Raw genomic sequence first — 14,148 nt, 5'->3', positions numbered from 1 at the left:
AATAAATTTTTGTTGTAGAAAAAAAATTGTCTTTATACTAAATTAGAATCTGTAATAAAAAATCTAATAAGGGTATAAGTATGGCTGGAATAATTTTCAGAGGGATTAAGTTACAAGATTTGGCTGAGATATATAGCCTTGGGGAAAAGGTGTTTACTTTACAAAAATACCCGAATCTTTATAGAATTTGGGATGAGAGTGAGGTTACTGAGTTTTTTGTAAACAACAGAGAAAGTTGTTTTGTGGCCGAATGTGAAGGTAAGATTGTTGGCTTTATATTGTCTTATGTGGTTAACAAAGCCCGTATAAGATATGGCTATCTTGTCTGGCTTTGCGTTGACAGTGACTATGAGGCCAAAGGGGTTGCTTCGCAGCTTTTTGACGAATTTAAGACATATATGAAAGATAAAGGTATTAAAAACTTATTTGTAGACGTGGAAAAGAGTAATCAAAGGGCTCTTAATTTTTTCAGACGCAAGGGCTTTTGTGAGCCGAAAGAGCAAATTTATCTTACACTATATTTAGACAAAGAGGGGAAAGATGAAAATAAATGAAAAAAGATTAAAAGAGCTTTTAGTGGAAATGATTAATATTTACAGCCCTTCCGGCAAAGAGGAAGATGTAATACTTTTTTTAAAGGATTTTTTGAAAAAAAATAAGATTGGTTTTGAATATCAAGAGGTTGAGGAAGGTAGAGGGAATATCTTAATTTTGCCTGAAAATGGGGAAGCGGATATTGTCTTTGTAGGCCATATCGATACAGTCCCTGCATTTGATTATGAAAACTACGAAGCTAATATTGTAGATGATAAAATTTTGGGACTTGGAGCTGCAGACATGAAAAGTGGCTGTGCTGCAATGATAGAAGCTTTTTTGAGCTATAAAGAGAATGAAAAAAAAGATTTTCCATGTGCTCTTGCACTTGTTGTAGGTGAAGAGGAGTCCGGGGATGGAGCCTTTGAATTAGCCAGGGAGTATTCATTTGATTGGGCATTAATAGGGGAGCCTACAAACCTTAAGCCGTGTTTTGGACACTACGGATATGTAGAAATTTCTCTGGTAGCTTATGGACAGAAATTACATGCCTCTTTATCAAAACCTGAAAAAAATGCCGTTAAGTTAATGATGGATTGTATCAATCTTGTTATCGATCACGTTGATAAAAAAGAGGATATCTTTTACAACATTAGAGATTTTAATAGTTCTCAGGCAGGGTTTGCAAGCCCCGGAAGGTGTGAGTCTTTTTTAGACCTGCATCTGCCTTCAAAATATTCAATTGGAGCATTAACATTTGAAATAGAAGAATTGATTTACAGCGTATTTAACGAGAATGAGATAAAATTTTCACTAAAAACAATCCATCACGGTTATGAATTGTCTGATAAGGCTTATTTGCCTAAGGTATTGAAAAATATATACGCTGAACAAAATCACGAATTTGTATTGAGTTTTTTTAAAAGTGATTCAGATGCACCAATTTTATGGCAGTCAGGAATAAAGCCTATAATATTGGGGCCTGGAGATTTGTCAGTAGCTCATACATGTGATGAATTTGTGGACTTTAATGAGGTGGTTAAGGCGACTGAAATATATTATGCAGTTATGAAAAATATTAAATAGTTTATGTAAAAAGTAGAAAAGGCGGGTTAATTAATGAGTACATACAAAGAGATGGCAGCTATTTATGATGAGATTTTTCCATTTAGTCAGGATACATTTAATCTATTAAAACTAATGGCTAATGACAACGATAAAATTTTGGATGTAGGATCAGCGACAGGTAGTTATGTTAAGGCATTTATAGAGCAGGGTTATGATGCTATGGGGGTAGAATATACGGCGGAGTTTTCTAAGTATAATTATCCCTTACTAATTGGTGATATGAATAATCTCCCTTTTAAGGAAAACTCATTCGATTTTATTTTTAGCATTGGCAATACTGTGTGTCATTTACCTTCCAGGAGGGATTTTTTGGAGTTTCTAAAAAAAGTGCATGCACTTTTGAGGCCAAAGGGGCGGTTTTTGATGCAGATTATCAATTATGACCGGATATTTGCCCATTCATTAAAGGAGCTCCCTGAGATTAAAACCGAGAATTACTCTTTTACAAGGGGATATGCATATGAAAATCCATCATCTTTGGACTTTATAGGTGAAATAAAAAATAAAAACGGGGAGACTGTCCATAAATTTAATCAAAAACTTACACCGTTCATGTATCAAGATATTATTTGGGCGGTTAATTCCAGCGGATTCGCATTTGTTCAATTTTTTGGAAGCTTCCAGATGGAAAAATTTATAAAGAATGAGAGCTTTGTAAATATCGCTTGTTTTACAAAATTTTAAACACTGCTCCGAAAAAGCCATCCATATTTGATAATAATGGGTTAGTCTTGTAGTAAGTTTTGGCTTGTAGTGACTTTTTCATATGGTTGTCAAAGAGGGTGCTTACCTCTACCAATTTTATATTATAATTGTTTAAGAAGTATTCTACTTGCTTTTCATTCTCCTCTTTGAAAAAACTGCAGGTGACATAAATAACAAATCCACCCTTTTCGGTCAAATGGTAAGCCTTATCAAAGAGTTCACGTTGGTTGGCTATGAAATTATTCAGCTTTTCTTCATTAAGTCTTAAGAGCACATCTACATCTCGCCTGATTGAACCTGACCCAGAACAAGGTGCATCTATAAGGACTTTATTATATCGGCCGGAAAGCTTTTTAAGAAGCTTTATGTTAAATTTATTAAGCCTGACCCTTTTTTCCAATACTTTTAATCTGTTAAAGCTAATATCGTATGCATAGATATCGGGACTTAGACCTGTTGACAAAAGGGATAGTGTTTTGCCGCCAGTGCCGGCGCACATATCCAGAATCTTTTCTGAATGCTTAGGATTAACAAGAAAATATATCAATTGACTTGCTTCATCCTGTATTTCAAAAAAGCCTTTTTTAAATTCGTCAAGCTGCCTTAGATTGGTGTGTTTGGTAGTATATAAGCCGAAAGGGGATATCCCGGTATTTTCAAAAAAAGGATACTTTACTTTTAAATATTCTCTTGTAGTCTTCAATGAGTTGACCCTGATAGTCAAAGGTGCCCTTTGCAAAAAAGATAGAAATGTATCTTTGTCAAGATTTTCAAATATTTTTTTTGATACAAAATTGTTTACACCAATTATTTTTGATGGGAAGTTTTCATTATATTTTGTCTTGGCAATAAGTTCCGTAATGGTTTCATCATTTTCTATATCATGACCAGATGAAAATAATCCGTAAAACCTAAGAGCCTTGAAAAAGTAATCTGTTAGAGCATTTCTAATGGTTGAGTTAAAACGTTTTTCTCTTATATAATCATCAAGCACATTCTTGGCTATAAGATTTTCAGTGACAGTTTTACAAATAAGAGTATTAACTTGAGTGTAAATATTATCAGGTAGTTTCATAAAGGTTATTGTAGTAAAATTTTTTAAAAATGGAATTCAAAAATAACTTATGAAAATAAAAAAGCGGGGATTGTCCCCGCTTGTTGTTAGAAGTTACTGTGCTAAAAAAGGTCCTCTTACATTTCCAAAAGGGTTTACATGAAATGTAAACAGATTGCCGCCTGCATCTTTAACTTCAACCTGATACATTGTGCCTCTTGGCATATTAAATTTTTCAGTTTTTACAATTTCGTACCCTTTGTAGTTTTGAGATATAACATCTTGTACAGCTTTAACGGCTTCTTCCTCAGTAAGCTGTTTTACCTGAACATTTTGGTTATACCCGCCGTAGCAACCACCAGGTCCAAATCCTTTCCCTCTCATTCCGTAACCGGGTCCCATACCTTGTCCACCCCAGCCACCTTGGGCAAATGCAAGGGCTGTTGTTATTGCGAGTGTTCCTAAAACTAAAGCTAACTTTTTCATAGCTACCTCCATATATTGTGATGATAATCTAAAAGCAGTAAGCGTGCCAAAGTTTTGCTAAGCGGTAAATATATGTTATGCTTGAATAATTTTTATGAGTCTTAACCCTTAACTGTGTAATAATGAAACTATTTGTTACTTTTTTACACAATATGGTTTTTATTTTTTAAAAAAATGGATTGCAAAGTTTAGTTGAATTTTAACTTCTTAAGTGATATACCAAAACAATGCTTAAGCTGAATGTATTGTCGTCCGGAAGCTGTGGTAATTGCTACATAATGGAATCTGCAGATAAATATATCGTCGTTGATGTGGGGTTGCCACTTTATCGCGTAAAAGAGTTTATCCAATTTAATGAAGATAAGGGGATAGATTTATATCTCACTCATGAGCATACAGACCATATAGCCGGGATAAAACCTTTCTTGAATAAGTTTAAACCTAATGTTTATACAAGTGAAGGGACCGCGGTTGAGCTTCATTCTAAAGGGATTAGTTGTGAACATTTTTATATATTAGACCCAAGTAAAATTTATTCAATGAAAGAGTATGAGGTATACCCCTTCAAGATTGCACACGACGGCAGACAGCCATTTGGATACAGGTTTAATTTTAATAAGATTTCAGTGGGGTTTGCCACAGATTTGGGTTTTGTATCAAAAGATGTGTTAGGCGGTATAACAGGTTGTGATTGTGTTATCTTGGAATCAAATTATGAAGATGAGCTTCTTATAAATGGTTCATACCCTTATCATCTGAAAAAGAGGGTGATGTCTTCAAAGGGGCATCTTTCCAATAAAGAAGCGCTTAATGTGGTAAGTCAGATATTTTCGAAAGGTCTAAAAAAACTGTTTTTTGGACATATCAGTGAGGAAAATAATAGCTACGACCTTATTGAAAAATATGTAGATTTTTGTAAAAACAACTTTGCAATTGAGGCAGGTTATTTTAAACAAATGACTCCTGTCAAGGGATTAGAGTTAGATGCTTAGTGTGTTATTTTTTTTGTTACTTATTTTACAGCTTTTATTAGTTGTTTTAAATCTTGTTGGTCTTCCGGGCAACATTGTATCTCTTATATTTCCATTGATATATTTTTTTTCGTCTAAGATTAACTTTTGGCAGCTACTATTTTTAATTTGCCTTATTGCAGCAGGTGAAGTGATAGAATTCTTACTTGGCTATTATACAGGGAAAAAGGTTGGCGCTGTAAAGGGGAGCTTTTTTGTATCAGTAATATTTTCAATAGTACTTGGAATAGTAATGGCACCGCTATTTTTTGGGGTAGGAGCAATTATTGGGACATTTTTAGGTGCATTTATTGGAACATTTCTTTATGAATATCTTGTCACAAGGGATAAAAATCTTGCCTTTGAAAGAGGGGTCGCATCTTTTAAAGGGAGATTTATGGGGACTTTTCTAAAAGTCTCAATCGGTATTTCAACTGTTATTCTGTCTGGATTTTATATATTCTAATCTTCTTATTTGCCACTATTAAGATAAATCAAAATATGAGTTATAGGCATCCGGGATAAAAGCTATTTCATTACTATCAGTTAAAATGTTATCTATTTCATTAGGAGCGTTCAACTTTTTAAATCCCATCCTATCAAGGTCATCTTTACTAAAGTCCGAGTAAATATATACTTCATATTTCTCCAAAATAGATTTTAAATTAAAAGCTGTCTGCCTGTTGATTTGATAATCTCTTAGCAATATATCAAACATCTCTTCTGATGACTTAATATCAAAAAACTCTTCAAAGTATTTATTGCCGTAGCCATCTTGGCATTTAGCAAAAAATATAATTTTCCCGCCATCCTTTACAATTTTACAACCTCTATCAAGAGATTTTTGGGCTTGTACAAGGTTAATATCTTTGGGGAATCCACCACAAGAGATGATCGCTGCATCATATTTCTTTGATATTTTAATGGATGTGAGCTCTTTAAGTTTTTCAGTAGCAGTTATGTGTGACATAAAGAGGTCGCCTCCGGAAACATAGACGACTTCAGATGCTTCATTAAGTATAGTATTGATAAGAAAAAAAGTTTTGCCTCGTCTGGCAACCATAAGACAGTAAACTAGGTCATCATGGATAGGGTTTTGCTTAAGATTACCGGTGATAGCATACTTATGCTTAGTTTTATTTGCAGGGTCTAAAACGAGGCTATGGTTTGCCATAATCGTCTTTTTAGCAGCGATACCCGGCACTATCATCTTCCTCCCACCACCAAAACCAGCAAAATAATGGTAGCTTACTGAAGCAATAGGTATTATCGTATCATGCTCCAAATAAGCCCTGTTTATAAGGATAGGCGTATTGTTTTTTGTCTTTCCATAATATTCAAAAAGTTCCATATCTTCGCAGTCATGTTTGAGAATTTTGTGTCTGTACTTATTATACAGCTCTTCAGTAAGAATAGATTTTTGCTCATCCTCTGTTAATTGCCTGTGAGTGCCAATGGCAAAGATAATGCTAAAATCCTTTTTGTTTTCTTCAATTTTTTTTATGATTTCATCTAAAAATATTTCAGCTCCTGACTTTCTTGTAACATCCGGAAGGATGATCAGTATGCGTTTTGCCTGAGCGATAACGCTATCTAAGCCTTCACTATAAATGGGGTTTATATTTAAAATATCAATAATCTCATCTTTTGAAAGTGTGGGGAGTGAAGAATTATTATACAATTCTTCAACATTTTTGCTTAATTGTATATCAAGGATGTCTTTAGAATATTTTATTTTCAACATTATCCTCCGATTTTTGACATTGTTCTTTTGAATTGGGTATCACAACCCTCATTTGTTATATTGTGATCCAGCTCTTTCAGTTTGAGAGATTCGCGAATTTTTTCTTTAAATTTATCAAAATCCCTATTTTTGATTTCATCAAAAAGATTTATCTCCTTATCGGAAAGTAGACATGGTCTTAATTTACCGTCGGCGGTAAGTCTCAGTTTGTCACATTCTGAGCAAAAGTGATTTGAAATAGGGGTTATTATTCCTATTTTTGCACCGTTAGACAACATATAGTTTACTGCAGGTCCTTCAAATTTAGCTTTTTTAACAGGCTCATATGAGTATTTTTTTGAGATAATTTTAAGTATTTCTTCCCCTGTAATAATATGCTCTTTTCGCCACTCAATTTTATTCCCAATTGGCATAAATTCTATAAAGCGCACATTCAGTTTGTTTTTAGCTGCAAAGTCACAAAAATCTAAAATCTCATCATCGTTGAAAGTTTTAATCGCAACAACATTGATTTTGATAGGACTTAACCCTACATTTATCGCCTGATTTATACCTTCGATAATGTCATCTAACTTAAACCCACCTGTAATATATTCATACCTGTCCTGTTTAAGGGAATCGAGGCTTATATTTATTCTTCTGATACCTGCATCAAAAATATCTGTGGCAAACTTGCCAAGTAGTGAGCCGTTTGTAGTGAGAGTTGTTTCCTTAATCCCCTTGATTTTACCTATTTCACTGATTAGAAAAGATATATTTTTTCTTACCAAAGGCTCACCGCCGGTAAGCCTAATCTTTTCAATCCCAAGTTTTGAGAATGAATCCACGGCAAATATAATATCTTCATACTTGAGTATTTTTGAATGAGGAATAAACTCAAAATCGTGAGTGGGGATACAATACTTGCATCTAAAATTACATCTGTCAGTTACCGATACCCTCAAATATTTATATGTTCTGCTATACTTATCTTTTAATTTATCACTCATAAATATCTTCGTCTTTTAATTTTTTTTTGCCGAATATTTTTGCTACATAAATACTTATTTCATATAATATCAAAAGTGGGACAGCCATCATACACTGTGTAAATACATCTGGTGGAGTAAAAATAGCAGCCACTATAAAAATACCAACAATGGCATATTTTCTATGCTTTTTCATCATATCAGCGGTAACAATCCCCATTTTTGAAAGAAATAGAGTGAAAACAGGTAGCTCAAAGATAATGCCGAATCCTAATATTAACCTTGTTACAAATGATAGATACCATTGCAGCGACAGGCTGGCGATTACGTCCCCCTGGGCATAATTTAAAAAGAATCTGAAACCAAATGGGAATACAATGTAATAGGCAAATGCTGCACCTGAAAAAAATAGTATTGAAGATACAAGTACAAATGATACTACGTATTTTTTCTCATGAGCATAAAGACCCGGTGCTACAAACTTCCATAACTGATACAAGATAAAAGGCATAGAGAAAAAAACCGCTGCCATAAGGGAAAGTTTTAATTCGGTAAAAAATCCTTCGGTAAGTTTTAACATAGCCAAAGAAGATTTCGCCGGTAGCAATGGCACTAATGGTGCAGTTACAAAGTCCATAAAAAATTTACTGTTGTAATAACAAACTCCAAAGACAACGATTAAGACTATAAAAATTTTTATGAGCCTTTGTCTAAGCTCTTCAAGATGTTTGGTTAAAGGGAGTTTTTCATCCATCTCTTTTTTCATGCGTCTTCCCTTTTATCTTCCTTTGTAATAGATTCATCTTTTTTATCAAATTTTTCGGTATGTATCTCTTTTAAATCATCACGCGTTTTGGATGAATAGGTGTTTTTGGGTGGTGTGTCATCTTCAATATTAACGGCATCTTTAAAATCGTTTAAAACTTTTTTGAATTCCGCATACCCTTTCCCGAGTGCCTTTGCAACTTCCGGCAGCTTATTGGGACCAATTACAATCAAAGCAAGTGCAAGTATCAAAATTATTTCAGACATCCCTAAGCCAAACATATCATACCTCAAAAGTTTGTTTTCTTGGATAATAATTATTTAAGTTATAAAAATCAAGGAATTAAAGTTTTAGTTTGTAAAACTTCCATTGTTGCTTATTAAAACTTGAGTAGTAAGCAGATTGTAATTTTAAAAAATTAATGGTACTGATTAGGCATGGTTGAGTTATTGGGTTTTTTCTCTTTAGGTTTTTTTGGAGGGTTTGGGCATTGTATATTTATGTGTAACCCTTTTGTAATATATGTAGCGAGTAAGTTTGCGCCAAATTCTCCCGGGTATGTAAGATTTTTTCTTCCCCAAATAAAGTACAATCTTGGAAGAATTATAACTTATGGTAGTTTAGGTTTAGTTTTTGGAAGTGCAAGCAGTGCGGGGGAGCTTTTTGGGAATATTGTATATTTTCAAAAAATACTCGCCATTTTTGCAGGGGTATTTCTCATAGCGTATGCTACTTTTGATATTTTGGGGCTAAAAATCATTTCTAAGTTGGAAAATAATATTATCACAAAAAAAATAAGCAAAATTATTTCATTGTTTAGGTTTAATTCACCTTTCCTTGCCGGACTAGTTTTAGGTTTTCTCCCTTGCGGTTTGTTATATGGAGCATTAATAGGGGTTACATCATTGAATAATCCATTAAAATCTATGATTTCTATGGTACTTTTCGGGGTAGGGACATCTGCCTCACTACTTTTGGTTTCGGTATTTGGAAGTATAGTTTTAAAACATAGAATGCTATTTAGAATTATAAGTTTTTTAATAATGATAATACTTGGAATATTTTTTATTATCAGCGGGATAAGGTTTTGATTCGAAGTGAGTTAAAAACAACAATAAGTGAACTAATGCTCATTAAGACTGCTGAGAAAACCGGATGAATTTTTCCGGATATTGCCAGAGGGATAGTTACAAAATTATATGAAAAAGCCCAAAATAGATTTTCAATAATAATACCTCTTGTTTTTTTTGAAAGATTAAGAAAATCTTTGAGTAGCAGAAGATTGCTGTTAACAAAGACAGCATCGGAGCTTTCAAGGGCAATCTCTGTCCCTTTGCCCATACCTATCCCTATAAATGCTTGTTTGAGTGAAGGTGCATCGTTTATCCCATCCCCAACCATTATGGGGAATTTATGCAAGTTATTTTTTATTACCTCAACCTTTTCTATGGGGCTTAAAGAGCTAAATATGTTAATATCAGTATAATCTTTCAGAACTTTTTCAGCTGTTTCTTTGGTATCCCCTGTTAATACATTAATCTCAATATGTTTTTTGGTTAGAAAATTGTAAATTTCCCCAAAAGACTCTCTAACATTGTCAAACAATGAAATGACGCCGATAATTTTTTTATTGTAAGCAACCATTATATTTGTGTACCCTTGTGAAGCAAGAGACTCCAAGTCGTTTTTGACGATTGTATCAATGTCTATCCCTAATCTGTTAAATAAAAGCATATTTCCTGCAGCAATTTGAATGTTGTTATTTGTATTTCCTACCATCCCTTGCCCCGGTATCTCCTTTATATCAGTCACCTCTTCAAACCCTTCAGTATATTGTGAGACTATACTTATGGCGAGGATATGCTTTGAAAATCTTTCTAAGGATGCGGCAATTTTTAGTGTATTAAAATTATTATCATAAGACTTTATACCTACAATCTTTGGCACCCCTTCTGTAATAGTGCCTGTTTTATCGAAAAAGACAGCTTTTACCTTTGATGCATTTTCCAATATAAAGCCTTCTTTGATAAGAATACCTTTTTTAAATGCCGTTGATGTAGCAACTAAAATTGCAAGTGGTGTGGCAAGCCCCATTGCGCAAGGGCAGGCAATAACCAATACGGACACTGCATTCATAAAAGATGTGACAAAACTGTTACTGTGGTTAAACCAGTATAAAAACGTAGCAAAGGCAATTGCTATTATCGTAGGAACAAAGTAAATGGTTATTTTATCGGCAAGTTTTTGAAAGTAAAACTTACTTTCCTGAGCAGATTTTATAGCTTCAGCTATTTTATTTAATGAAGATTCTTTACTACTTTTTGTCGCTTCAATTACAAGTGTCCCGTTTAAATTGTTTGTACCGCTAATTACAGTACAACCCTGTTTCTTTAAAACAGGAACACTTTCTCCGGTAAACATTGATTCATTTACTTCACTTTTACCATAGATAACTTTGCCGTCAACGGGGATATTCTCCCCTGGCAATACTTCCAAAATATCCCCTTTTCTTATTGATGCCACTTTTACAATCAGAGGCTTTAATTTCCCTTGTATATAATCATTTTTGGTGAAAGACTTTAACAGCTTAGCTTGTTTGGGCTGAAGATTAAACAGTAAAGTAATCTCTTTGGATGCCTTTATCTTTGCTTCAGTTTCGATATATCTGCCGAGCAAGATTAGTGTTATTATCATTGAGGATGTATCAAAGTATATTTCTCCCCCGGTAAAGACTCCAAAAACACTGTAAAAGTAAGCGGAATAAGATCCCAAAAATACGAGCGTATCCATATTTAGAGTTTTTGTTTTCAGAGATTTTATGGAATTAATTGCAAAGGGGAGACCTGAGTAAAAAACTACAGGGGTGGCAAGAATCATAGCAATCAACTTAAACATCTCTTTTAAATTTTCATCTATACCTTGAAAATATCCTGCATAAAGAGCGACAGAATAAATCATAATTTGCATCGTAAAAAATGCACCTATACTGAATTTATAGAAGTAAGATTTTTTCAACTTTTGAAAATAATCGGATGATGACATTGCGGATAAAGGCACAGGTGTGTAACCAAGATTTGCAATACCGTTTAATATTTCATTAAGGGGTATTGTTGAGTTATCCCACTGAATTTTTACTTTATGGGTGGCGTAATTAGCCCTCACATATTTAATCCCATTTAGTTTGGAAAGGTAGTTCTCTATAAGCCAGATACATGCAGCGCATCTGATATTTGTAGCAATAAATTCTATTTCGGAGTAATTTTCGTGCTCAATTATATCATCTACAAATAGCTCATCACTTATAAAAGCAAGCTCAGGCGGGCCTGGCTTGTAATCACGCCTTTTTTTATAAAAGCTATCAAACCCTCCGTCTTTGATAATATGGTAAACACTTTGGCATCCGGGGCAACAGAAATGAAGCTCTTTGTCCCCTTCTTTTTCAACAATTGCAGTATTTTTATTAAACTTTAATAAGCAGTGGCTGCATTGAGTGGTATTATTCGTCGTCGTCATCTAGCATTCTGTATTTTGGTCCCTCAACATCATCAAATTGCTTACCTTTAACTGCCCAGAAAAATAGTAGCAGAGCAATAATTCCTAAAATAAGGCTTATTGGCACTAAAAAGAATAACGAACTCATTTTATATACATTGCAAGTAAAAGTGGGATAAGGAGCATCGCTATAAGCGATAAAATCATAATTATTGTACCTTTTTTCATAAAAACCTCCTACTTTATATAAAGTGTCTTTTCCAGCTCGACGACTTGCTGCATTTTCAAAAGTACCTTTAAGATATAATATCCTTTATTCAGAGGGACATTTACAGTGCAGGCTCTGTTTTTAATATTAACTTCAGGTCTGATTATTTCGCCGCCAGCGGGTCTGAATATTTCAACCCTTTCAATGGGAAAAGGTCTTTTTATTTCACCGTTTATTGTAAAACAGATTTTGTATTTATCTTCAACCTTTTCTATATTTAAAATTTCCAAACTTAATGAGCAATCATTTACAATTTTTTTCTTTTGGTCGTATAGAGATGCCTCAACATACGGTTTATCCACAACTTTTCCATCAAAATATCTGTTTCCAAAATAAAATGAAGACCCAAGCAGTAGAAATCCGGCAATTAGTAAAGCTATCATCATTTTCATTTTTTGCTTCTCCTTGATGTGATGGGTCTCCTAAAACTTATATTTTTTATCTCCGATGTTTTATCTTCTTTGTTAACTATTTTTAATTTTAGATTAAGAATAGGGGTGTTTTCAAGTAAATCCCTCTTTAATTTGACGAAAAAGGTAAAGTCCTCTTTCGACTTTGGCTTGACTTTAAAGATGCTATTCGGCGTTATTTCGTATCCGCTTAAATCTTCTATTTCAATAGCAATAGTTTTATCTTTGTTGTCCCCGTTTTCAATCACAAGGACATATCCGTTAGCAGCAAAATCATGAATATATCTAGGTAAAAACTTTTGATAGGGTATAACTTCTACCTGCACTTTCTTTGTGGAAACTGCGATTAAAATGAATATTATAAAAGAGATTACCGTGAGAAAAAGTGAAACGGTTGATGAGAATCTTGTAAATCTTTTTTTGTTTTCTTCGCCAAATCTGTAGGCAAAGAGAGATTTTTTCCCTAATTTCCCCATTACGTTGGCACAAGCATCTATACATTTTGCACAGTTTATACATGCAGAATTTTGCCCCTGCCTGATATCTATTTTTGTGGAGCATACCTTGACACAGCTGAGGCAGTTAATACACTCATCCCTTCTTTCAGGGATCATCCAGACTGCCAAAGTATGTTTATCAAACAATATTGATTGGAGCATTGAATACGGACAAACCGTTGCGCAAAATTTATATCTTACAAGCCAGAAGTTTAAAAAAAGAAGTGTGCCCAGCGTTATAAGTGCAGTAAAAATCCCTTTACTAAACTCATTGCCGAATAAACGGTCAAAAAATATTTCATACGGGATAAAGTAGAGTAAGATATTTGCTGCTATCATTACAGATAAAGCGTATAAGAGTATAATTTTGAAAGTTTTTACCGGTAAGTTACCTTTGTTAAAACTTTGTATAAACGAGGTCAGCTCCATAGAAACGGACTGAGGGCAAAGCCAACCGCACCATATTCTTCCAAAAGTTACGGTAATGTATAAAAATAGAAAGGTAAAAAATAGAAATAGTGCCAGAAGGGGTAAAAACTGATTTATCTGCAGTGAAAGCCCAAATAAATGAAACTCAAATGTGTAGATATTGAAAATCAGAAGGTGATTACCGTTTATTTTAATAAAAGGTAATGTTACCCCCAAAATTACCAATATCGCTCTAACTATCCGTCTGTAAAATTGAAAATTATTCGTCATCATCTTCAAGCATCTTATATTTTGCTTCTTCTATTTTGTCGTGTCTTTTTTTTGAATAGTAGTAAATTACTATACAAATAAATAGGACTACAAGTCCTATTCCAAAGATTAGATATGCTAACAGGTCACCCGGCATGTTTTACTCCTTTAAGCAATATGAGGGGATTAAATTTCCCCTCATATTAGAGATTTACTTATTTAAAGTTTCCTCAATAGCCTTGTTTTGTGTCCACCCGGTAAATGCAGGCGTGTACATATATGTGTAAAAGATACCAAACACTATAAGCCCTATATAAAGTATAAGCCACCCTAAAGGTAATTTATGCTTTGTATCTTCCCTTTCAAATTTTTCAAGATCATCAAATTCTTCTTTGTACATTTAAGCCC

18 protein-coding genes are annotated in these 14,148 nt (G+C 33.8%); 6 read left to right on the top strand and 12 right to left on the bottom strand.

Going from position 1 to position 14,148, the window contains the following annotated elements:
• Nucleotides 1–80: 80 nt before the first annotated feature.
• Genes LF845_RS03275 through LF845_RS03265 form a run of 3 tightly spaced genes read left to right on the top strand, consistent with a single transcriptional unit; the run spans nucleotide 81 to nucleotide 2,346 of the window.
• Nucleotides 81–554 (top strand): GNAT family N-acetyltransferase, encoded by a 474-nt coding sequence (locus tag LF845_RS03275; protein WP_242819569.1) that lies wholly within the window; start codon nucleotides 81–83, stop codon nucleotides 552–554.
• Nucleotides 541–1,620 carry a M20/M25/M40 family metallo-hydrolase gene (locus LF845_RS03270; RefSeq protein ID WP_242819568.1) on the top strand — a complete coding sequence of 360 codons (1,080 nt, stop codon included), beginning with the start codon at nucleotides 541–543 and terminating at the stop codon, nucleotides 1,618–1,620. Before LF845_RS03275 ends, LF845_RS03270 begins: the two co-directional genes overlap by 14 nt.
• A gap of 33 nt (nucleotides 1,621–1,653) precedes the next feature.
• Nucleotides 1,654–2,346, top strand: coding sequence for a class I SAM-dependent methyltransferase (locus LF845_RS03265; RefSeq protein WP_242819567.1), 693 nt, complete (start codon nucleotides 1,654–1,656; stop codon nucleotides 2,344–2,346).
• On the opposite strand, the gene LF845_RS03260 is transcribed toward LF845_RS03265, so the two are convergent.
• Both LF845_RS03260 and LF845_RS03255 read right to left on the bottom strand, forming a co-directional pair.
• The gene (locus tag LF845_RS03260) at nucleotides 2,333–3,442 is read right to left on the bottom strand and encodes an RsmB/NOP family class I SAM-dependent RNA methyltransferase (protein ID WP_242819566.1); all 1,110 of its coding nucleotides are present in this window, start codon (nucleotides 3,440–3,442) and stop codon (nucleotides 2,333–2,335) included. The genes LF845_RS03265 and LF845_RS03260 overlap by 14 nt on opposite strands.
• Before the next feature lie 93 nt (nucleotides 3,443–3,535).
• A complete protein-coding gene (locus tag LF845_RS03255) occupies nucleotides 3,536–3,907 on the bottom strand; it encodes a PepSY domain-containing protein (RefSeq protein ID WP_242819565.1) in 372 nt (123 codons plus the stop codon).
• Between the two features lie 227 nt (nucleotides 3,908–4,134).
• On the opposite strand from LF845_RS03255, the gene LF845_RS03250 reads away from it, so the two are divergent.
• Both LF845_RS03250 and LF845_RS03245 read left to right on the top strand, forming a co-directional pair.
• Nucleotides 4,135–4,899, top strand: coding sequence for an MBL fold metallo-hydrolase (locus tag LF845_RS03250; protein WP_242819564.1), 765 nt, complete (start codon nucleotides 4,135–4,137; stop codon nucleotides 4,897–4,899).
• A gap of 1 nt (nucleotide 4,900) precedes the next feature.
• A complete protein-coding gene (locus LF845_RS03245; RefSeq protein ID WP_242819563.1) occupies nucleotides 4,901–5,383 on the top strand; it encodes a DUF456 domain-containing protein in 483 nt (160 codons plus the stop codon).
• Nucleotides 5,384–5,401: 18 nt separating this feature from the next.
• On the opposite strand, the gene LF845_RS03240 is transcribed toward LF845_RS03245, so the two are convergent.
• The 4 genes from LF845_RS03240 to LF845_RS11845 are packed head-to-tail and all read right to left on the bottom strand — an operon-like array spanning nucleotide 5,402 to nucleotide 8,676.
• Nucleotides 5,402–6,661: a nickel-dependent lactate racemase family protein gene (locus tag LF845_RS03240; RefSeq protein ID WP_242819562.1), complete on the bottom strand. Its 1,260-nt coding sequence runs from the start codon at nucleotides 6,659–6,661 to the stop codon at nucleotides 5,402–5,404.
• A complete protein-coding gene (moaA, locus tag LF845_RS03235; protein WP_242819561.1) occupies nucleotides 6,661–7,650 on the bottom strand; it encodes a GTP 3',8-cyclase MoaA in 990 nt (329 codons plus the stop codon). Before moaA ends, LF845_RS03240 begins: the two co-directional genes overlap by 1 nt.
• Nucleotides 7,643–8,395 carry a twin-arginine translocase subunit TatC gene (gene tatC / locus LF845_RS03230; RefSeq protein ID WP_242819560.1) on the bottom strand — a complete coding sequence of 251 codons (753 nt, stop codon included), beginning with the start codon at nucleotides 8,393–8,395 and terminating at the stop codon, nucleotides 7,643–7,645. Before tatC ends, moaA begins: the two co-directional genes overlap by 8 nt.
• Nucleotides 8,392–8,676, bottom strand: coding sequence for a twin-arginine translocase TatA/TatE family subunit (locus LF845_RS11845; RefSeq protein WP_278252148.1), 285 nt, complete (start codon nucleotides 8,674–8,676; stop codon nucleotides 8,392–8,394). Before LF845_RS11845 ends, tatC begins: the two co-directional genes overlap by 4 nt.
• Before the next feature lie 156 nt (nucleotides 8,677–8,832).
• Between LF845_RS11845 and LF845_RS03220 the strand changes: the two genes are divergently transcribed.
• The gene (locus LF845_RS03220; protein ID WP_242819559.1) at nucleotides 8,833–9,486 is read left to right on the top strand and encodes a sulfite exporter TauE/SafE family protein; all 654 of its coding nucleotides are present in this window, start codon (nucleotides 8,833–8,835) and stop codon (nucleotides 9,484–9,486) included.
• Here LF845_RS03220 and LF845_RS03215 read toward each other — a convergent pair.
• From LF845_RS03215 to LF845_RS03190, 6 genes are all read right to left on the bottom strand, one after another.
• On the bottom strand, nucleotides 9,467–11,908 hold the full coding sequence (locus LF845_RS03215; RefSeq protein ID WP_242819558.1) for a heavy metal translocating P-type ATPase: 2,442 nt from the start codon (nucleotides 11,906–11,908) through the stop codon (nucleotides 9,467–9,469). The two genes, LF845_RS03220 and LF845_RS03215, sit on opposite strands and share 20 nt — an antisense overlap.
• Nucleotides 11,892–12,035 carry a cbb3-type cytochrome oxidase assembly protein CcoS gene (gene ccoS / locus LF845_RS03210; protein ID WP_242819557.1) on the bottom strand — a complete coding sequence of 48 codons (144 nt, stop codon included), beginning with the start codon at nucleotides 12,033–12,035 and terminating at the stop codon, nucleotides 11,892–11,894. Before ccoS ends, LF845_RS03215 begins: the two co-directional genes overlap by 17 nt.
• 89 nt (nucleotides 12,036–12,124) lie before the next feature.
• Entirely contained in the window at nucleotides 12,125–12,547 is a 423-nt protein-coding gene (locus LF845_RS03205) for a hypothetical protein (RefSeq protein ID WP_242819556.1), read from the bottom strand.
• A complete protein-coding gene (locus LF845_RS03200; protein WP_242819555.1) occupies nucleotides 12,544–13,764 on the bottom strand; it encodes a 4Fe-4S dicluster domain-containing protein in 1,221 nt (406 codons plus the stop codon). The genes LF845_RS03205 and LF845_RS03200 overlap by 4 nt, the downstream gene beginning before the upstream one ends.
• On the bottom strand, nucleotides 13,751–13,897 hold the full coding sequence (locus LF845_RS03195) for a cbb3-type cytochrome c oxidase subunit 3 (protein WP_242819554.1): 147 nt from the start codon (nucleotides 13,895–13,897) through the stop codon (nucleotides 13,751–13,753). Before LF845_RS03195 ends, LF845_RS03200 begins: the two co-directional genes overlap by 14 nt.
• Before the next feature lie 54 nt (nucleotides 13,898–13,951).
• Complete coding sequence (locus LF845_RS03190) at nucleotides 13,952–14,140, bottom strand: hypothetical protein (protein ID WP_242819553.1); 189 nt, start codon at nucleotides 14,138–14,140, stop codon at nucleotides 13,952–13,954.
• Nucleotides 14,141–14,148 lie beyond the last annotated feature (8 nt).

Origin of the sequence: Deferrivibrio essentukiensis (assembly GCF_020480685.1) — a bacterium.
In the GTDB taxonomy this organism is placed as follows: domain Bacteria; phylum Chrysiogenota; class Deferribacteres; order Deferribacterales; family Deferrivibrionaceae; genus Deferrivibrio; species Deferrivibrio essentukiensis.
This window is presented reverse-complemented; position numbering and strand designations above follow the sequence as displayed.